This window comes from Granulicella sibirica (assembly GCF_004115155.1).
In the GTDB taxonomy this organism is placed as follows: domain Bacteria; phylum Acidobacteriota; class Terriglobia; order Terriglobales; family Acidobacteriaceae; genus Edaphobacter; species Edaphobacter sibiricus.
Genome location: NZ_RDSM01000001.1, coordinates 2,200,268 through 2,220,345 on the forward strand (window position 1 = coordinate 2,200,268; position 20,078 = coordinate 2,220,345).

The window sequence follows — 20,078 nt, forward strand, 5'->3', positions numbered from 1 at the left end:
ACCGCCCGCCACGCCTCGCCACGCGCTCCCCGCACAACCGTCTCCATCACAAGCGGCAGAAAAATCGAAGGCAGCACAAACCAAAGCACCGTGCTGATCGCATCCATCTGCCACGCCAGCAACTTCGGCTCCGTAAAGATCACCCTCTGGTGCGCCGACAGCCTCGAGTTCCAGAACCCCGCCCTCTGCTCGGCGTGTACGCTCAGCAGGCTTACCGCCGTCGCCAGCACACGCCAAATCGCAAGCCAAACCGCAAGCAAACCCATCCCCATCCAAACAGGACCAGCAACGCCTCCACGCAGCCGTCGCACCACAGTCGTCTGCAGCCAAAGAAACCCAAGCAGAATCCCGATCCCAGACACCACCGAAATCCCGAACTCCCACGCGTGCGAATCGGGGATCTGCAGCCACAGTCCCGCCAGCCCTGCCACCACCGGCACACCGAGCACCTCCAGCAGAACCACCCGCACCCCCAGCCGCCCCAGCGCGGCCCGAAAGACATTCGCAGCAGCCATCAGCGTCCCCCTCCCGCCGGCGGATTCTGCGGCGTAACGTCCTGCACGTCGAGATGCAGTTCATCGCTCGTCGCCTGGATCCCCGGCTGGTACATCGGCTGCACGCTCGCCGGGCTGATCGCATAGCTCCCCGGATTGATCACCTTCAGCAAGTAGAACGACTCGTCCCGGCCCTCGAACTCCGTCGCGAAGATCGCCGCATGGTCGTCATGGAACTCGCGCCGCGTGTACCAGTACCGCCACGTGCCCGGCCGGTCCATGATGTTGAAGGTCCCCTCATTCGTCAGGAACTCCGCTCCCGCCGGAATGGGATCCTCAATCAGCAGGTACTTCTCGCGTGACCCCGTCACCCCAAGATGCACGGCAAGCACATCTCCCTGTTGCACCGGCCCGCGCAGCGGGTCGAGCTTGTAGAAGATGCTGCCGTTCTTCTCAAACGGCACAAGCTTGAAGTAATCCCGCGCAATGTTCAGCGCCATCGTGCCCTGCTGGTATGCGCTCTTATCGGTCGAGAAGAACGTCCCGCTGACCGCAAAATAAGCCCGCCCTGCACCACGGCTCACGATCCGGATGCTGTTCCCCTGCGGCTGCAAATGGGCGGCATCGGGAGTAATCGAAAGGATCGAGGCCGAGAGGGAATCAGCCGCCGTAAAGTGCCGTTTCCCAGCCGAAGCCCCGTTGACGAAGACCTCCACATCCGACTCGGCGTCAAGCTCATGCGTCGCCACCAGGTAGTCCGTCAACCCGAACAGCGCCGCCGAAGTCTGCTCGGTCGAGCTCCAGTAAGACCCCTCATTCCGGTTCGCGATCAGCCAAAGCGCCGCACCCTGCAGCAGCGGACTATCCGGCGTCTGATGCACCAGGAACTTCAGCGCATATGCCGTCGACTGCGCGCTGGAATCCGCATCGATGTCCAGCAGGGGCTCCCGAGTCGAAGGCCAGCTCACCCGGTCGCCCTGCTTCACCGCCTTCGCCGTCAACAGCGTAGCGATCTCGCCCGAGCGCGTATCGTTCTCCCGCATCATCGCAAGTCCGGTAAACGAAAGTCCCTGCGCGCTCAAATCGCCGCGCCGCCTATAGAGAGCGTCCGTCTCATCCTTCAGCAGCTTCGCATCGGTCACATCCCTTCCGGCCTCGCTTAACGCATACACCGTGTAGGCCCGAAGCTCCGGCAGCATACGCGGATGCGCCCGCAGCGTCGTCTCGAGGAACCCGACACCCTTCCGCAGGCTTTCCCCGGCTTTGTCGTATCCAACCCTCCGTGCCTGCCCATAGCCACTCACGACATACGCCGTCATAAAGACCTGGCTCGTATCCTCCTTCCACCAACCCCATCCGCCGTCCTCGTGCTGGTAGTCGGCCAACCGGTCAAACCCGGCCTTGATGCGCGTCGCTAGGAGTGCCGGATCAACCGGCTTCTGCAGGCTCAGCTTCTTCGTAGCGTCGGCGATGAGGATGTTCGGCAGGAAGCTCGACATCGTCTGCTCGGTGCATCCATAAGGGAAGGTGCTGAGGTAATCGAGCGCCCCAAAGAGCGATCCCGCGATCGACGGGCTCACCTCGATCGCAAGCGTATGCGCCCCCGCATCCGTCCCCGTGGGGAAGTCGATCGAAAGGCTATGCTCGCCCGATCCCTGGATCGACCCCGAAGCCGTCAGCGTCTTCCGCACACCGCTTGGCTTCACCGGGAAGGTCACCTCGAGCGCGTCGCTCTCCTCATTCGTAATCGCCTTCGCCAGCAGCTTCGCCGTGCCGATCGACGAAGCGCGGAACTTCCAGAACGCCGTAGCCTCGCCCTTCGGATTCACGTTCACCGATTGCGTCGCACCTCCAACAAGATCAAGTCCGGTCGCATCCAGCGAAAGCTGAACCGGCTTCGCCGTTGCCAGGTAGTTATGCACGATCACCGGAATCGAGACCGTATCGCCTTTACGCAGGAATCGCGGCTGTCCCATCCGTACGATGATGTTCTTCCGCACAATCACGCGGTTAATCAGCGACCCCGCCTTCGAGTCAGCCGTCACCGCCCGCACCGTAGCCCGCCATGTCGTCAGCGAGTCCGGGAACGTCATCGTCACCCGCGCATGCCCGCTCGCGTCCGTATGGATATCGGGAGCCCAGAACGCCGTATCCGGAAAGTCCTTCCGCACATGCGGCTGCTTCACATCGTTCGCACTCTTCACCTGCGCCAGCATCGGCCGATAGCGTGCATGCCGCTCTGCAAGCATCGGGCTCTTGCTCCCCGCCTCGCCCTCGAAGTAGTAGTCGAGCGACGAATCGACGTTCGCATACACCGAACGCGCCGGATAAAGGCTCTTCAGCAGATCGCCCGACGTGTCCTTATACAGCGCATAGATCGCCTCATCGACAACCCCGAAGCTCAGCTCCGCACTCACCGGCTTCCCCGTCGCATCCTTCGTCACCACGTCATACGCTGCCGTCTGCTGCGGCTGGAACGTCGCGGCAGCAGGCGTAATCTCGATCTGCAGCGCCTGCTCCGTCGGCGGAACCTTCAGCGACTTCCGCGCCTGGTACATCTGGTCGTCCTTGATCAGCACCGCCTCGACCGTCAGGTTCGGCTGCGAGTCCTTCGTGATCGGCAGGTCGAAGCTCATCGCCTGTCCATCTGTCCCCAGCGTCTTGCGAAATTCAACCGTGTACCCCGTCGCGATCACAAGCGCATGGAACCCCGTCACATCGCCAACCAGCGACAGGTGCGCCGTATCTCCCGGCGCATAGCTCTTCTTGTCCGCGATGATCTTCATCAGGTGCGTACCGCCGAACTCGTCGTCCGTGTTCTCCTTCGGCCCGCTCGCGTAGATCCACGACGAATCCTGCACGGTGCGCTTCTCCTGCGTATTCGCCGTGGCCAGCACCTGGATCGAACCCGCAAGATTGACGTTCGCCTGAACTGTCGCCTGCCCCTTCGCATCCGTCGTCGCATCCGCCGACCCGGCGTCCGTCAGCACCATCTTCCCGTTCGTGTAGCGCGACTGGCTCAGACTCAGGTGGATCGCCGTCGAAACCGGCTTGTTCTCATAGTCCACCGCCGTCAGCTTGAACGCCGCCATGCCGCCCTTCTTCGCGAAGTAGTTCACGGGCTCGAGATGGATCCGGAAGCTCCCATAGGTCGCAAGAAACCGGTACTTCCCGCTGATCTCCCGTCCCGCGTCGTCCGTCACACCCGCGCTCACGACATAGTCCTTGTCGTAATGCATGTTCTCGACAAAGCGCGTCGGGAGCTTCACCACCAGCTTCCCATCCGCGTTCAGCGTTCCTGTCCCTGCCGCCTCTTCATCGCCAGGCGTCGCCTGCTCGCCATCCCCGGCGTCCGGCGCATCAGCCCCATCACCCTCATCGCCTGGCGTCACCGTATGGTCGTCATCGTCTTCATCGCCATACCAGGAATGCGCGCTCTGCTGGATCGTGTACTTCACCTTCGCCCCCACCACCGGCTCCCCGAAGAAGTACCGCGAATCGATCGTGACCTCGTTCGAGCTCCCCTGCAGCAGATGCTCCTTCTGCGCCGAGACCTTCACCTCGTACTCCGGCTTCCGGTACTCCTCGACGATGAACCCCGCATACCCCGAGAACCCCAGATTCTGTCCCTCTACCGAGTTGATCGACACCGAGTAGTTCCCAAGCGAAGCATCCTTCGCCAGAACCACTTCCCCATTCACCGTCCCATTCGGGGAGAGCCCCACCACCTTATCCAGCGCCACCTTCCCTTGTTCGTCCGTGACGCGCACATGCGCCTGCGAGAACTTCGGCAGCTCCGGCGAATCCCCCGCGTATTGCCGGAACACCCCCTTCCAATGCACCGTATGCCCCGGTCGATACACCGGCCGATCTGTATACAAATAGCTCGTAAACGTAGTCCCCGCCACGCTCATGAACGATCCGAAGTACGGAGCCACCAGCGCCACATCGCTCCCCCGATGAGCGATCACCCACATCTTGCTCTCAGCGCCGGAAGCATCCGCCTGCTCTCCGTCTCCCGGCTTCTTCACCGGCTCAGCAGGCGCCTTGAACTCCGCAACCCCCTCGTCCGACGTCGTCCCATGCATGAGCGGCAGCCCGGTCAGCCCAAGCGAAACACTCGCCCCCGTCACCGGAGCCCCGCTCTTCCGATCGACCGCATACGCCAGCACATTCCCAGCGACCATCCGCGTAATCAGAGCCGTCTGGCTGATCATCAGGATCGTGTAAGCCTTCTGGTGCGCGTCCGTCGCCTCCACCAGATACATCCCCGCCGGCAGCGGATCGATCGGCAGAGTCTGGTTGTCGCTGACAAACGTCGGAGGCATCTCCTGCTTCCACCGCGCCACAAGCTGCTTATCGTTCAGCAGCGGAATCTGCGCGAACTGCGCCACCCCAACCACCCGGCTCCGCCTCGCCAGGTTCGATTGCTTCTGCACCAGCGCCTGCCGCGCCTCATGCGAGAGCTGCGTCCTCAAAAAGCTCCGCACCTCCGACCAGAGCCCACGCTTCCAGTCATGAAATCTCTCCAGCCACGTCTTCTCATCGATCTGTTCGACCGAAGAAGGCACAGGCCGATCCCCGAACGAATGCATCTGCGGCAGGTTCGCCACGAACTTGTCCGGATCCTCGATGTGATACACCCGGAACTCAAGCTCATCCACGTTCCGTGAATAAAGGTGAAGCTTCGGCTTCTCCCCCGGCGCAAAGCTCTTATAGGTGCTCAGCGTGAAGTAAGGCGCAGGCGCCGCACTCGCCTCCCGCCCACAGGCAAGCAGCAACAGCAGCACAGACAGAACACGGCCGATCCCCCACCCCAAGCCGTGTCTCATGCGATCGTTTCCCTCCCGGGAAAGCCATCCTCACCTGTCGTCGTCGAGAATATCCCACCGATACACTCCCAGGAAGTTGGCGTTCGCAGCAACCGGCCGCCACCGCGGATCCGGATGCTTCATCAGGTCCGCAAGCAGCACCCGCCGCATCTCTCCCGGCGTCTTTCCATGCGGCGTCGTGATCGGCCCCGTGTGATACACCACCCACTCCCCGTGGGTTCCCGTCACGATCATCGAGTGGTACTGCGACGTCTCCTCCAGCAGCCGATAGAAGATCAAATCCCCCGCCCGCGCCCGCCCAATATCCCTGCTAACAAAAAAGGCATTCGCCGCCACCAGCGTCTTCGCATCCGCAAACTGCGCAAACGTCCCATCCCGCAAATCGCTCGCAACAAAACTACCCGCCCTCGTCCGAAACAGCCCCGTCCCTATAGGCGTATTCGGATACGTCCACTGCGCCACCGACCGCAGCCCCGGCATCTCCTCCGCCCCCAGCCCCGCATACCACTTGTCGTCATGCTCCCGCAGCGCCTCCCGAAAGCTATACCGCAGCAACGCGGAGCAGTCCCCAATCTCTTTCGGCAGCTTGTCCGGGGAAAGATCAGCCGCCCGCTCCGCAACCTCGGTAAACCATCGCCGAAACGCCTCCCGATCCGCCGCATCGTGCAGCACCATCCACTCCGGAAACCCGCCTTCCGCCCGATCATCCTCCAGAAACTCCACCCGCGCCACCCGCCCGGCAACCACCAGTTGATCCACCCTCGCTAAAACCGGCGACCTCACCCAAACCCCCACGGTCTCGCCATCCTGCGTCAAAGCCGCCCGCCCACTCACCCACACATCCTCAACCCGCGCTCCACCACGCCGAGCCGTCACCACCCCCACCCGATGCATCCGCCCATCCGCCGCAAGCGCCACCGTCTCCGGCACACTCACCTGTAGCCGACTCCACCCCACACACCCACCCAGGCCCGCGCACAAAGCCACCATCACCCCTGCCCACCTAAACCCTATCCCACAAAGACCTTGCGTCTCGTTCATTAAGGCGAAGCCCCCATTCCTCCCCCGCTCATCCCCATTCAATGCAGATTCTCACCGTTCGACCGAACCTGCTTCATATCGTTCTCTCAGAGGTAGAAGATAAACGAGTCGTAAGTCTCGTCTGGGCATCAGGATGTGGTGTGAGATTGTAATCCGCCACCAGCCGGCGCGAATCAGATTGCACACTTCCCCCGGACTCACGCATCACGGTACGCTCGGTCACGGACGGCCCAATCTTTAGAAGGCACGATTCCAAGTCGATCACGACATCATTCAGGAGACGCAATACACATGGCAAAGGCAGCGAAGCTATTCGAAAAAAGCCTCACCTACGGAGCAAAGGGCGCATGGGCGATCTACAACAAGCTGAATTCCATCAGCCCCAATGCCAGCTTTACGCCCAAGTGGAGCGACAAGCCGCTGCTCAAGAGCTATCAGAAGGAGAAGCCGCCCCTCGGCTGGCCCCGCACCACCGACTCCCTCTGCCCCCGCTGCGTCCCTGAAATTCGCCAGCAGATCGTCGACGGCAAGCTCCCCCACGAGATCCTCCTGAACGAGAAGGTCGGCGAGATCAAGGCGCAGATCATCGAGCGCGACGGCCAGATCCTCATGGTCAAGGATTGCCCCATCCACGGCCACTTCGAAGACGTCATGTCGATCGACACCGCCTTCTTCAAGCATCTCGAAGAAGTGTTCCCCGGCCGCGATATCAAGGCGCACAACGACGAGAAGCTCCACAATCACGGCACATCCACCGTGACGCACGGACGTGGCTCGGTTCTCACCATCGATCTCACCAACCGCTGCAACATGATGTGCGATCCCTGCTTCATGGACGCCAACCAGGTCGGCTTCGTCCACGAACTCACGTGGGACGAGATCAAGACCATGCTCGACAACGCCGTAACCATCAAGCCCAAGCGCCAGATGTCCGTGCAGTTCTCGGGCGGCGAGCCCACGCTCAGCCCCTACTTCCTCGACGCTGTCGCCTACGCCCGCAAGGTCGGTTACACCTCCGTGCAGGCCGCGACCAACGGCATCGAGTTCGCCAAGTCGAAGGAATTCGCCAAGGCCGCCGCTGACGCCGGTCTCCGCTACGCCTACCTCCAGTTCGATGGCATCGGCAACGCCGCCAACTCGCACCGCAAGGTCGGCAACTCGTTCGACGTCAAGCTGCAGGCGATCCACAACCTGCATGAGGCCGGTGTGGACATCGTTCCCGTCACCTGCATCATCAACGGCATCAACAACGAGCAGGTTGGCCGCATCATCGAGTTCGCCCTCGACAACCCGAAGAAGATCAACTTTCTCTCCTTCCAGCCCGTCAGCTTCACCGGCCGCGACGAGGATGTCTCCGACGAGCGTCGCGCCGCACAGCGCTACACCCTCTCGCATCTCGCACATGATGTGAAGAATCAGACCGGCCTCGGCGAGCCCGTTCGCGACTGGTTCCCCATCTCCTTCATGTCCACCTTCTCCGACTGGGCCGATCTCGTCCACGGACCGAACCACGACTGGGGCCAGCTCTCCTGCGGATGCCACCCCAACTGCGGTATCGGCATGGCGCTCATGATCGACAAGGAAACCAAGGAAGCCGTTCCGGTCACCGCGTTCCTCAACGCCGATCGTCTCGCGAAGGATATCGCTCGCGTCAACGATGCGGCTCGCGGCAAGTACCTCACTATGCTCGGTGCCGGACTCGCGCTTCTACGCAACTACGATCCGACGAAGGCTCCCACGCACTTCAAGATCATGGATCTCCTCACCAAGTTCGACAAGTGCTTCGGCGCCTCTGGCCGCAACTACGGTAAGGTCACCGCCGACCGCACCATGGCCGATATCGAGAAGCGCCGCGCCGATCGTTGGAACTTCCTCTTCATCGCCGGCATGTGGTTCCAGGATCTCTTCAACTACGACTTCCGCCGCACCGAGCAGTGCATCATCCCGTACGCCACGCAGGAAGGCGAGATCAGCTTCTGCGCCTACAACACCGGCGTCGGCTGGCGCAACATCATCGAGAAGATGCACATGACGTCGTCCCTCACCAAGTGGTACGAGGAGCACGGCCGTCACGAGATCTTCGCCGGCGGCAAGAAGGTCGGTCTCGAGAAGGAAGCGAAGTACGATCTCGTTCTCAACCAGGCGCACGTTGACTCTGCCGCGAACGACACGTTCGAGAAGTCCGGTATCGCGAAGAACTCTCGCGAAGAGAAGATCCGGGCTCGCGACGCGAAGATCAAGCAGGACGCCGAGAACGCCCGCATGGCCAAGCTGTACCGCAAGGAGATCCTCCAGGAACCCGAACTCCCCGGCGGCTTCGTCGCCATCGGCGAGATCGGTGGACTCGGCGGCATCAAGCCCGCCGCACCCGCTCCGAAGTCCAACGTAGAAGTAGTCCAGCACATCGAAGAAACCGTCTCCGGCGATTAGCCATCGAGGCAAGAGCGCTTCGCGCAAAACCCCGAAAGACCGCAACAACAACAACGGCCACCAGCAATGGTGGCCGTTGTCGTTCTCGCGTTTCCCTTGCTTTTCTGGTTGTCATTCCCGAAGGGAATCTGCGTCTTCTTTTGCTGTTGCCTGTTCTACATCGTCACCCTGGAGCGGAAGCAAAGGACTCCTCTATCTCGTCGTTGTCTTTGCTTTGGCCGGTGAAAGCCAGGTTTCCTGAAGCTCAGAAATCTGCGAGGTCAACGTCGAAATGTGCAAAGTGCTTGCGGTTCAGGGTAGCCAGGCTCAGCCCATGCACCCGAGCCGTCGCGGCGATCAAAGCATCTCCAAGATGTGCTGTATGGGACGCCTTTCGAGAATCTGCCAGCAGATGGCCACAATCGCGCGCAATCTCGATATCGATGCTGTAGATGCGGCCCGCGAAGCCGGCCAATACCTTCTCGGCAAACCACAGCTCCAAACCACGGCGTTTCGGGCCCTGCACAAGAATGTCGATTCCGGTCTGAATCTCTTGAAGGCTGACCACACTCAGGCGAGTCATCTGCCTCGGGACCCCAGCCAGCCAGGCCATCGCTCGCTCGTTCGGCGTATCCTTTGTCGCTTGCGACAAGAGGTCGGTATCGAGAAGATACATCACTCGAAATCCACCCATCGCGCCTTGCTTTTCAGTCGCGGAAACTCGATATCCACGCCATCCTCGGGAGGGAGCCGCAGAAAATCCCAAAGGCTCTGCCCGGATTCTTCCTGGTCTTGCCGTCCGCGCTTTGCCTCCAACTCGTCCTGAGTCAACACGACAAACGTCTTGTTCCGCCGCTGCACGAGCTGTGGCCCCTCTGTCTCGGCCCTATCCAACATGGCGCTGAACTGCGCCTTCGCCTGTGTCGCCTTCCAACTGGCCATAGCGGTTTCCCTCAAATGACCATTATAGTCATTTGGCACCCTCACTCCCGCGATCCCGTTTCCTCAACATCTGTCCCACGTGCCGCGCCCTGTTCTTATTGGCCAGCGTCCCCTCACGAAGAAACCGCTCAACCATCTCCTCGGCGGCATCCCGCAGCGAAGGCTCGACCAACGCCAGCAAGCCCATGCCCTCAACCGCCGAGCACCGCACCACATTGCTCGGGTCGTCCGCAAGCGTCATCATCAGCCGCGCCGCTCTCAGCCTTTGTTCCCTCGTCGTCGCGACTCGCGGCACAACCAGCCCCAGATGCCACCGCGTGCGCGACTCCTCAACCGGCAACTCCGCCAGCAACCCCGCAAGCTCGTCGGCATAACGCTCCAGTGGCGCAGGCTCAGCCTCAGTGATCCGCCGCGCCACGTCCGCCGCACGCTTTCTCACGTCGACATCATCCCCGAACAACGCCCGAACCAGGTCCTTCACCGCTCGCGGAACGCCTTCGACCTCCCGCGCCACGGCACGCGCTCTCGCCAAACCCCAAGCCCCCTCGCCAAGCCGACGAACCGCTTCGTTCATGCCGCGGAGTATAGCAATCCAGTCCAGGTGGCCCCGCATCTCCCTCTGATATGTGGGATCCCCAACATCCCCAACTGTCCGCCTGTGGCCGCCCCGAAAGAATTAATCTTCAAATTCCCCAGCAAATTCGCATGTCAAGCCCCAAGACTACCTAACCCAAACACAATGAACAACATAGCAATGTCCTTTTAGTTTCGGTCACTTCGCTATCATGGAAGCAGTGGGGTAAAACCGTGGCAAACGGACGTACGCAGGGGTACGAAGCCGGTAAGTCCTTTGGTGACTAATATTTAGCCTTAAGTCCTTTGATAAGAGTAATTTAGCAGGCAAGGTGCGCCGTAAATCATTCATTCAAATAAACTTACACCCCGCGTATGGGGAGGGGGAGGGGGTACGAAACAACGAACTTAGTCGCCGTTGCCGAAGTAAGACCAGCGCCGAACCGGACCAACATCGACATGCACGAACTGGCTGATCGGATAGTAACCAACCCCGCCCAGCCCAAGCGCCAGAGCCGTGTCCCGCAGCTTCGTAGTTGCCACACCGGGAATGCGAATATCGATCGCCTTGGACTGAACATGCTGGCTGTTCTGGGCCACGCCAGTATTCGCCGAACGCGTACGCAGAAAGTTATTGCTCTGCGGAGTCCTGTACCCGCAGACGATGTCGATCTCGCCATTCGGGCGTCCGAGCTTCGCCAGGATGTTATGCAGAAGGTCGAACTCTTTCGGGTCGTAGCTGCCTTCATCGTTGGTGCGATGATCCCGAAGGAAGTAGTTCAGCTTCGCGATTCCAGCCGGAACATAGGTATTTCCGATCCGGTAAACGACATCGATGCTCTCGCCCGTATGCAGATGGTGCAGCCTCAGCCGGAACTGCTCGCCTGCGTTCGAAAGTGCTGATCCGGCGCTGCCTTCCGCCTCACTCGCCCGCGCCATCGATCCTGCCGTTCCGAAAACCGCAACCGCAACCAACGCCGCAAGCAACCGTCCGCGCAAAGTCTGCATCCGTACTCCCAGGGAGAGAAATGTCGATCTTTTCCGGAATGGCCATGTGCAAATCGAATTTGCCGATTGCCATTCGTCTTTATCAGTCTAACCCACCAATAGAAGTCAGGTTGCTCCGCCTGTAATCGATTTGTCATTCCGTGTACCACTTTGGTTTCACGGTAGACTGAGCGCGACATGACCGATTCAACTCAATCCCCGCTCGGCGCCCCTCTTGGCCTCATCGAACTCCGCGTCCTCGGTTCCCTCATCGAGAAGGAGATCACGACTCCCGAGCAGTATCCGCTCTCGCTCAACGCCCTCCTGAACGCTTGCAACCAGCGCTCCAGCCGCGAGCCAGTCCTCGATCTCACTCAGCATCAGGTCTTCGACGCCATCAACGTCCTCGAAGACCTCGACCTCGTCAATCCCATCCGCGACGCGCGCGTGGCCAAGTACGAGCACCGCATCCGCACCATCCTGAATCTCCGCCGCGACGAAACCGCCCTTATCTGTCTCCTCCTCCTTCGCGGCCCGCAAACGCCAGGCGAACTCCGCTCCCGAGCCGACCGCATGTACGCGTTCGACGACCTCGCCGCCGTCCAGTCCACGCTCGACCGCCTCGCCAACCGCCCACTCACCGGCGAAGGCGCAGCACCGAAACACCCAGGTCCACTCACCCTCCAGCTTCCGCGCCAACCCGGAGCCCGCGAGTCCCGCTACACCCACCTTCTCGGTGACCCGACCTCCATTCCAGTCTCTGCACCACAAGCCGATACTCCGCGCCCATCGCCAAACCGCATCGACCAGATGGAACGCGATCTCCTCGAACTCCGAGAACAGGTCGCCGCTCTCTCGGCTCGCCTCGAAGCCCTCGAGTCGACAGAATAAGTCCCTTCGCCATCATCGCGTCTTATGTTCCCGAACTCCCGGTCGATAAGGACTCTAGCGTCGGGAACCGGTTTCTTCATGGATGGTTCCGCGTCGAGAGGAATCCATGCAGACGCCCGCTTCCCATGCATCGCCTCCGCAAGCGCCGCTCGTGCCTCGAGATCGCTCCGGCAAGTATCTGACCTTCCATCTTGGAGAGGAAGACTTCGGAACAGAGGTCATGAAGGTCCGCGAGATCATGGGCCTACAGGACATCACGACGGTCCCCCAGACTCCTCCTTACGTCAAAGGCGTCCTCAACCTCCGCGGCAAGGTCATTCCTGTCCTCGATCTGCGCCTGCGGTTTGGCCTCGAGCCCGAGGATTACACCACGCGCACCTGCATCATCGTCGTCCGCACCCGCCAATCAGACGAGGAACTTGTGATCGGCATGGTCGTCGACGGAGTCGCCGAAGTCCTCAATATCTCCGCATCCGAGATCGAAGACACACCGGACTTTGGCCCGAGCGTCATCATGCCTTATCTCAAGGGACTCGCCAAGGTCAAAGGCAAGGTCAAGATCCTGCTTGATCTCGACGAGGTCCTCAACACCCGCGAACTCGCCGGTCTCAGCGCCCTTCTCCACTAGCGTCCGCACCCGTCCAGAGCGGCAAGAAGTATTGAGCCAGACGAAGGAAAACGCATGACCATCGGCAAACGAATCGTCGTCACCTGCGGCATCCTGATCGTCGCCATGGTCCTTCAGGCCGTGGTTGCGCTCATCGGTTTTGCCCACATGCAAACCGGCATCGACGTCATGGCGAACGAATCCGTCCCTGGCATCGTCTCTTCACGAGCTTTGGTCAGCGACATCTATCATCTGCGCGGCAACTTCACCCGACACATCATCACCATCGATCCAGCGGAGATGGCCAGCATCGAACGTTCCGACGACGAACTTTTCCGCGCCATGCGCGACGACATGCAGGCCTTCTCCGCCACGGCCCGCACCGAGGAAGACCGTGCCGCCCTCGCCAACGTCCAGGCTCTCACCGACCGTTTCCTCGCCGAGTGGCAGACGGTGCTTCCCCTCAGTCGCGCTGGAAAGAAGTCCGAAGCCGCCGCTGTCTATCTCAAAGACACCACGCCGATCATCAGCGAACTCAATGAGGTTCTCCCCAACCTCGATCATCGCAAGCTTGCCCAGCAGAGTGAGGTCAGTGCCTCGGTCACCACCACCGTCCGTCGCTCCTTCTGGCTGACTCTGGTCATCTTCATCTTCTCCACACTCGCTGGTGCTTTGGTAGCCGCCTACATAGTCAACGGAACCAATCGCACGTTACGCTCTGCAGTCGCGGAACTCGGCGAGGTTGCGGGTCAGATCTCTGGGGCCGCCTCGCAGGTCGCGTCCTCCAGCGAGAAGATGGCGCAGGGATCGTCTCACCAGGCCGCCACGATCGAGGAGACCTCCTCCGCAAGTACGCAGATCAATTCCATGGCTCAGCGCAACACGGAAAACTCCCGCACTACTGCCGAGATCGTCACCCAGTCCCAGGTCCGCTTCGAGGAGACTAATCACTCCCTGCACCAGATGGTTGAGGCGATGGATGGCATCACGAGCTCCAGCCAGAAAATCTCGAAGATCATCAAGGTCATCGACGAGATCGCCTTCCAGACCAATATCCTCGCGCTCAATGCCGCCGTCGAAGCCGCGCGTGCTGGTGAGGCCGGAATGGGTTTCGCTGTTGTTGCCGACGAAGTGCGCAACCTTGCTCAGCGCTGCGCTCAGGCTGCGCAGGATACCGCGAATTTGATCGATGAGTCCATCCAGCGCTCGCATGGCGGCAAGATCAAGGTCGACGAGGTCGCGATCGCCATCCGCGTCATCACCTCAGAGTCCGCGAAGATGAAGATTCTCGTTGACGAGATCAACCTGGGCAGCATCGAGCAGGCCCGCGGCATCGACCAGATCAGCCGGTCAATCTCGCAGATGGAACAGGTAACCCAGGACGCCGCCGCCAATGCGGAGCAGGGAGCCGGCGCGGCTCAGCGTCTGAGCACTCAAGCCAGGACAATGCAGGAGGTCGTCGAACGGCTCAACGCTCTGGTCGATGGGGCTTCGCGCTCGTCAGCCCGCATTGCGCCGGAGCACGCGGTCGTGCGAGCCGCCGGCGCACGAATCACCCCAACGCTACGAACGCCCCCTCGGGGCGTAAGAACCACCTTCAAGTCATCCGTCCCCTTTTCTGTCTCCAGCCGCGTGATCCCCGCCCATGCCACGCTCGGCGGGAAGGACTTCAGCGATTTTCCGCTCGATGACGGCGACTTCAAGGAGTTCTAGTGCGTAAGGCAGGTCGTCAGGCAAATCGCGAGGATGCAGAGGATGCGAAGGAGCCACCCATCCGGCAACAAGCAGAGGGATCCATTGTTCAGGCCGTGCCGGGTGCTGAGACGGCATCAATCGCGGGCGCTTCGCTCAATGATCAGATCGACGAGATATCCACTAGGCTAATCATCGATGGCGTTCAGTCGCTCGATCCTGCCGACTTTCGCCGCTTCGGCGACGCTGCAGCCACTAACGGATGCCAGCAAGCCGCAAGTCTCGCTCGCAGCCTCGCCGATCGCATCGCGCCTCCCGCGACCCTCTCTGTTCCGGAGAGGACCGGCCTTCTTAGCTCTGGACTCGTCGAGCTTCGCAGGCTCATCGATCATCGGGACGCCATCGTGCCCGCACCGGTCGCACCCGTCCCCGCATCATCAACTGTCTTACCCCCCGAGACCAACTCTCTCGCCGCCGACGAAGACCTCATCCTCGAGTTCATTACAGAGTCCACCGAGCATCTCGTCACGATTGAGAGCCAGATGCTCCTGCTCGAGAAGGACAGCGCCGAGAGCGAGACACTGAACGCTGTCTTCCGTGGCTTCCATACCATCAAGGGACTTGCCGGCTTCCTCGAATTCACAGCCATCCAATCGCTCGCCCACGAGGTGGAGACGGTCCTCGACCTCGCCCGCAACGGACAACTCGCGGTTACGCCATCCGTAGTCGACGCCGTACTCGAAAGCACCGACGTCGTCCGAAGGGAGCTCGATGGCATTAGCAAGAGGCTCGCCGGCAAGGCTTTTCCTCCCTCCGGCGTAACCGAAGATCTTCTGGGGCGAATCCGCAGAGTTGCTGCCGCGCAATCCGCAGCCGTCTCTCCCCCTTCCCCAAGCGAACCCAGTCCCGCGGCGCCTCCATCCGTGCCGCAAAACCAGCCTGCAACTGCCGCGCTTCCCATCCCAGTCCAGCGTAAGGGGCACCCCGTCGAAGTCAGTCCAGCCTCCAGCGTTCCCACGGAGGCCTTCCGCGGAGGCGACTCCACCGTCCGAATCGATACCGCCAAGCTCGACCAGCTCATGGATATGGTCGGCGAGATGGTCATCGCCCAGACTCTCATCGGTCACAGTCCTGCCCTGACCTCCGTCCAGGACACGCGCTTCCTTCGCGACCTCACCCAACTCGCCCGCATTACCTCGGACGTCCAGCGCATCACCACCGGTATGCGCATGGTTCCCATCGGTATGCAGTTCCAAAAGACCGCGCGGCTCATCCGCGATCTCTCCCGCCGCGCCGGAAAGCAGATCGTCCTTGAGACCGCCGGAGAGGACACTGAACTCGACAAGAGCATCGCCGAGGAGCTCTCCGACCCTCTCCTTCATATGGTGCGCAACTCGATCGATCACGGTATCGAGCCCCCCGAGGAGCGCGCCGCACTTGGCAAGGATCCCACAGCGACGATCCGCATCGCCGCCTATCATCAATCCGGTCAGATTGTCGTTGCTATCTCGGACGACGGCCGCGGCCTCAATCGCGAGAAGATCCTCGCGAAAGCCCAGCAGAACGGTCTCATCCAGCCCGGCCATCAGCTCACCGACAGCGAGATCTTCCTCCTTATCTTTGAAGCAGGCTTCTCGACGGCAGAAAAGGTCACCGACATCTCCGGCCGCGGAGTCGGCATGGACGTCGTCCGCAAGCATGTCCAGAAACTGCGCGGGCGCATCGATATCCATTCGAAGGCGGGCGAGGGAACCACCTTCTACATCAAACTCCCGCTCACCCTCGCCATCATCGAAGGTCTCGTCGTCGTCGTCGGCAACCATCGTTACGTCGTGCCGATTTACTCAGTCCGGGAGATGTTCCGTCCCAGAACGGAAATGCTCTCAACCGTGCAGGGCTCGGGCGAGATGGCGATGGTACGAGGCAGTCTGATGCCTGTTATCCGCCTGCATCGCCGCTTCGGCCTCGACCCTCGCAGCACGAACCTCACCGATGGAATGCTGGTCGTCGCCGAGACCGAAGGCAAGCAGTTCTGCATCTTCATCGACGAACTCATTGGCAAGCAGGAGGTCGTCATCAAGAGCCTCGGCCCAAGCTTCAAGCATGTCGTCGGTGTGGCGGGCTGTGCCATCCTCGGCGATGGCCGTGTGGGTCTCATCCTCGACGTCGACGGTATTTACAAGGGGAAGCCCTGATGCCTTCCTCGACACTCCTCTCGCTGGACGCAGCCCCTGTCCTGCACCCCGCCGAATTCGAGAAGATCCGCCGCCTCGCCTATGAGCATTGCGGTATCGACCTCCACAACGGCAAGCAGAGCCTCGTTGCCGCGCGCCTGAGCAAGAAACTTCGCGAACTCGGCCTCCGCACCTTCCAGGAGTACTACGACCACGTCACCGCCGATCGCTCCGGAGCGGCGATGGCGACCATGATCGACTTCCTTACCAGCAACCACACCAGCTTCTTCCGAGAGCCGCGCCACTTCGACTTTCTTCGCAAGACCATCTATCCGACCCTTCGGACACGCCCCGAGATCCACATCTGGAGCGCTGCCTGCTCCAGTGGCGAGGAGCCCTATTCGATCGCCATGAGTCTCCTTGAAGAAGGTGGTGCCGAAGCCGCCGCCAGCGTCTGCATCAAAGCGACCGACATCTCCACCCGTGTCCTCGAAACAGCTCGCCGCGGTATCTATCCCTCCGAGCGCTTTCAGGGAATCCCCATGCCCGTGCTGCAACGTTACTTACTCAAGGGACACAATGCCTCCGCCGACCGGTTTCGTTTCAGGAACGAAGTCCGCTCGATGATTACCTTTGAGCACTTCAACCTGATGGAGTCGATCCCCGGAAGCTATCGTTGCTCTGTGATCTTCTGTCGCAACATCATGATCTATTTCGACAAGCCGACCCAGCAGAGTCTCGTAGCGCGTCTTTCGGCGCGCCTCGAAGACGGGGGCTATCTGTTCATCGGCCACTCCGAGAGCCTCAACGCTATCTCCCACGGCCTCGATTACGTCTCGCCCGCCACCTACCGCAAGCCTGTCCGGCAGAACGGGCGCTCCTGATGGCGTCGCTCATCATTGGTATCGGCGATTGCAAGCTCAGCAGCGACCCTGCGGATGTGCTCGTCACGCATGCCCTCGGCTCCTGCATCGCGATCCTCATTCATGATCCCGTCGCGCGCGTGGCTGGTCTTCTGCACTACATGCTTCCCGAGTCATCGCTTGACCTGGATAGGGCCGCGAGAAACCCCTTTCTCTACGCCGACACGGGCATTCCGCTGCTCTTTCAGAACGCCTATGATCTCGGCGCCATCAAGTCGCGCATGGTCGTTATGGCGGTCGGTGGAGCGCACATGCTCGATGTCAACGACACCTTTCACATCGGCCAGCGCAATCACCAGGCGATGCGCAGGATCTTCCATCGAGCCGGCGTCCAGGTCCAGAAGGAAGAGATCGGCGGCAAAGCATCGCGCACCGTGCGAATCGACGTAGGCTCCGGGCGCGTGCAGCTTCGCGTCTCCGGCGAGCCCGAGTGTGAGATGTCCGCTTCCTCCCGGAGAAAGGGGTTTAGCCATGCCCTTCAACATCCCGATTGGGAATGACCACGCCGATAGGACTCACCGTAGAGATGAATTGGTTGGAACCGAGGTACGCCCATGAAAGCTTCTGATCTCGCTGGCCTGATGCCTGTCTGCTGTTCCGATGTACTGCATTCCATGTGCTTCACCAGCTTGCTCAATACCTCGACCCTTGACGCGCATCAGGCCGGTGTCCCCCCACCTCGCGAGGACTACGGCTTCGGCCTTCGTTTCAAGGGGGTTGTCTCGGGACGCTTCGGCATGCATCTCGGTATGGGCACCGCGCGTACACTCACCGCTAACTTTCTTGCCAAGGAGGTCCAGCAGCTCGCCGCAGGTGATGTCGACGAGATAGTCTGCGAACTCGCCAACATGCTCTGTGGATCTGTCGTCAGCCAGGTCGATGGCGAGCATGGCTATGTTCTCACTCCACCGGAACCCATCGGCACGCTGCCCGACTTCGACGAGGAAGACGTTCTGATCTCGAGGTTCGATACGGATAGCGGCACCATCACGACCTGGTTCGTCGTCGAGGGCGAGCCATGTCCACGATAGGTCGCAAGATCAGGGTGCTGATCGTTGACGACTCGGCGATCGTACGCAAGATCCTCAGCGACGCAATCTCCGCCGAGCCTGACCTTGAGGTGATCGGCACTGCGCCCGATCCCTACGTTGCCCGTGAGAAGATACTCGCACTCCGTCCCGACGTGCTCACTCTGGATATCGAGATGCCCCGCATGGATGGCCTTACCTTCCTCAAGCGCATGATGCGGCACCATCCCATCCCCACCATCATCATCAGCTCGCTTGGCCAGGCGTCTTACTCCGCGACCTTCGAGGCTCTCCGCTACGGTGCGGTCGATGTTCTCGCGAAGCCCGCAGGGCCCTACTCTGTCGGCGATCTGCGCCAGACCCTCGGAGCCAAGATCCGTGCCGCGGCCAATGCCACGCTTCTCTCCCACGCTCAATCCATCGAAGCCATTCCACTCCTGGCAAGCCGCACCAGGACGCATCCCGGCAGCGTCATCGCCATCGGAGCGTCCACCGGAGGAACAGTTGCGATTCAGGATATTCTTCTGCGTCTTCCAGCCGATATGCCAGGTATGGTCGTTACGCAGCACATCCCCGCAGGTTTTTCGCTGGCGTTCGCGAACCGGCTCAACAAGCTCTGCGCGATGGAGGTCCGCGAGGCCAGGCAGGGGGACGAGCTTCACGCCGGCCTCGTGCTCATCGCGCCCGGCGACTACCATCTTCTCCTTCGCTCCGCGGGCCCCGGCTACATCGTGGATCTACAGCAAGGTCCACCCGTCTGCTACCAGAGGCCATCCGTCGACGTCATGTTCGCCTCGGTTGCCCAGGTCGCCGGACCCCAGGCCGTCGGCCTTCTCTTGACCGGCATGGGCTCCGACGGCGCCAAAGGCATGCTCGCCATGCGGCGCGCGGGCGCGCAGACCATCGCGCAGGACGAGGCGAGCTGTGTTGTTTATGGGATGCCGCGCGAAGCTGTACGTCTTGGCGCGGTGAGCGTGTCCGCATCGCTGACCAGCATTCCGCGCGTCGTCCTCGATAGCGTCCAGAGACTATCCCCCGTCGCCCGGGCAGTCTGAAGTCCCAAAATTCAAGGAAGTCGCAGTGCAGGAGAAGAAGCGATGTCCGGAACGGTTCTTGTAGTGGACGATTCGGTGATGATGCGCAAGGTCGTCCTGCGCACCCTCAAGATGGCAGGCGTCGAGTTCGACAACATTCTTGAAGCGGGCGACGGCCAGGAAGCGCTTGGGCTTCTCCGCGAAAACGTTGTCAACCTCATCATGTGCGATATCAATATGCCGGTCATGAGCGGCCTCGAACTCCTCCAGAAGATCAAGGAGGAGAAGCTTGCACCCGGCGTACCAATCGTCATGGTCACCACCGAGGGGAGCGAACCGCAGGTCCGCCAGGCGATTCTCGCTGGCGCTCGTGGCTACATCCGCAAGCCATTTACGGTGGAACACATCGAAAACAACGTCAAGCCCCTGCTCGTCGCCTGACCTCGGATCC

The 20,078-nt window shown here is 61.0% G+C and carries 15 protein-coding genes and 1 pseudogene; 10 read left to right on the forward strand and 6 right to left on the reverse strand.

Features of this window, described 5'->3' with window-relative positions; translation table 11 throughout:
• Positions 1-514: 514 nt before the first annotated feature.
• Positions 515-5,326, reverse strand: a complete 4,812-nt coding sequence (locus GRAN_RS09125; RefSeq protein WP_128912580.1) for an alpha-2-macroglobulin family protein — start codon at positions 5,324-5,326, stop codon at positions 515-517.
• A gap of 30 nt (positions 5,327-5,356) precedes the next feature.
• Positions 5,357-6,316 carry a DUF1175 family protein gene (locus GRAN_RS09130; RefSeq protein WP_161570906.1) on the reverse strand — a complete coding sequence of 320 codons (960 nt, stop codon included), beginning with the start codon at positions 6,314-6,316 and terminating at the stop codon, positions 5,357-5,359.
• Between the two features lie 342 nt (positions 6,317-6,658).
• Between GRAN_RS09130 and GRAN_RS09135 the strand changes: the two genes are divergently transcribed.
• Positions 6,659-8,797 (forward strand): radical SAM protein, encoded by a 2,139-nt coding sequence (locus GRAN_RS09135; protein WP_128912582.1) that lies wholly within the window; start codon positions 6,659-6,661, stop codon positions 8,795-8,797.
• A 244-nt stretch (positions 8,798-9,041) separates the two neighbouring features.
• On the opposite strand, the gene GRAN_RS09140 is transcribed toward GRAN_RS09135, so the two are convergent.
• From GRAN_RS09140 to GRAN_RS09155, 4 genes are all read right to left on the reverse strand, one after another.
• Positions 9,042-9,470: a PIN domain-containing protein gene (locus GRAN_RS09140; protein WP_128912583.1), complete on the reverse strand. Its 429-nt coding sequence runs from the start codon at positions 9,468-9,470 to the stop codon at positions 9,042-9,044.
• On the reverse strand, positions 9,452-9,718 hold the full coding sequence (locus GRAN_RS09145; protein WP_128912584.1) for a type II toxin-antitoxin system Phd/YefM family antitoxin: 267 nt from the start codon (positions 9,716-9,718) through the stop codon (positions 9,452-9,454). Before GRAN_RS09145 ends, GRAN_RS09140 begins: the two co-directional genes overlap by 19 nt.
• Before the next feature lie 28 nt (positions 9,719-9,746).
• On the reverse strand, positions 9,747-10,331 hold the full coding sequence (locus tag GRAN_RS09150; RefSeq protein ID WP_128912585.1) for a hypothetical protein: 585 nt from the start codon (positions 10,329-10,331) through the stop codon (positions 9,747-9,749).
• A gap of 368 nt (positions 10,332-10,699) precedes the next feature.
• Positions 10,700-11,299 carry a peptidoglycan L,D-endopeptidase MepK gene (locus GRAN_RS09155; protein WP_128912586.1) on the reverse strand — a complete coding sequence of 200 codons (600 nt, stop codon included), beginning with the start codon at positions 11,297-11,299 and terminating at the stop codon, positions 10,700-10,702.
• Positions 11,300-11,476: 177 nt separating this feature from the next.
• On the opposite strand from GRAN_RS09155, the gene GRAN_RS09160 reads away from it, so the two are divergent.
• The 9 genes and pseudogenes from GRAN_RS09160 (at position 11,477) to GRAN_RS09200 (ending at position 20,068) form a co-directional block, all read left to right on the forward strand.
• Positions 11,477-12,169: a YceH family protein gene (locus tag GRAN_RS09160; protein WP_128912587.1), complete on the forward strand. Its 693-nt coding sequence runs from the start codon at positions 11,477-11,479 to the stop codon at positions 12,167-12,169.
• Between the two features lie 106 nt (positions 12,170-12,275).
• The gene (locus GRAN_RS09165; RefSeq protein ID WP_128912588.1) at positions 12,276-12,797 is read left to right on the forward strand and encodes a chemotaxis protein CheW; all 522 of its coding nucleotides are present in this window, start codon (positions 12,276-12,278) and stop codon (positions 12,795-12,797) included.
• Positions 12,798-12,860: 63 nt separating this feature from the next.
• Positions 12,861-14,093, forward strand: a pseudogene (locus GRAN_RS09170) (HAMP domain-containing methyl-accepting chemotaxis protein); the annotation flags it as partial.
• 395 nt (positions 14,094-14,488) lie between these two features.
• Positions 14,489-16,663: a chemotaxis protein CheA gene (locus tag GRAN_RS09175; protein ID WP_241654424.1), complete on the forward strand. Its 2,175-nt coding sequence runs from the start codon at positions 14,489-14,491 to the stop codon at positions 16,661-16,663.
• Positions 16,663-17,526 (forward strand): CheR family methyltransferase, encoded by an 864-nt coding sequence (locus tag GRAN_RS09180; RefSeq protein WP_128912590.1) that lies wholly within the window; start codon positions 16,663-16,665, stop codon positions 17,524-17,526. The genes GRAN_RS09175 and GRAN_RS09180 overlap by 1 nt, the downstream gene beginning before the upstream one ends.
• Positions 17,526-18,065: a chemotaxis protein CheD gene (locus GRAN_RS09185; protein ID WP_128912591.1), complete on the forward strand. Its 540-nt coding sequence runs from the start codon at positions 17,526-17,528 to the stop codon at positions 18,063-18,065. Before GRAN_RS09180 ends, GRAN_RS09185 begins: the two co-directional genes overlap by 1 nt.
• A gap of 54 nt (positions 18,066-18,119) precedes the next feature.
• Positions 18,120-18,596, forward strand: a complete 477-nt coding sequence (locus GRAN_RS09190; protein WP_128912592.1) for a chemotaxis protein CheX — start codon at positions 18,120-18,122, stop codon at positions 18,594-18,596.
• Positions 18,584-19,648 carry a protein-glutamate methylesterase/protein-glutamine glutaminase gene (locus tag GRAN_RS09195; protein ID WP_128912593.1) on the forward strand — a complete coding sequence of 355 codons (1,065 nt, stop codon included), beginning with the start codon at positions 18,584-18,586 and terminating at the stop codon, positions 19,646-19,648. Before GRAN_RS09190 ends, GRAN_RS09195 begins: the two co-directional genes overlap by 13 nt.
• 42 nt (positions 19,649-19,690) lie before the next feature.
• Entirely contained in the window at positions 19,691-20,068 is a 378-nt protein-coding gene (locus GRAN_RS09200) for a response regulator (protein ID WP_128912594.1), read from the forward strand.
• Positions 20,069-20,078 lie beyond the last annotated feature (10 nt).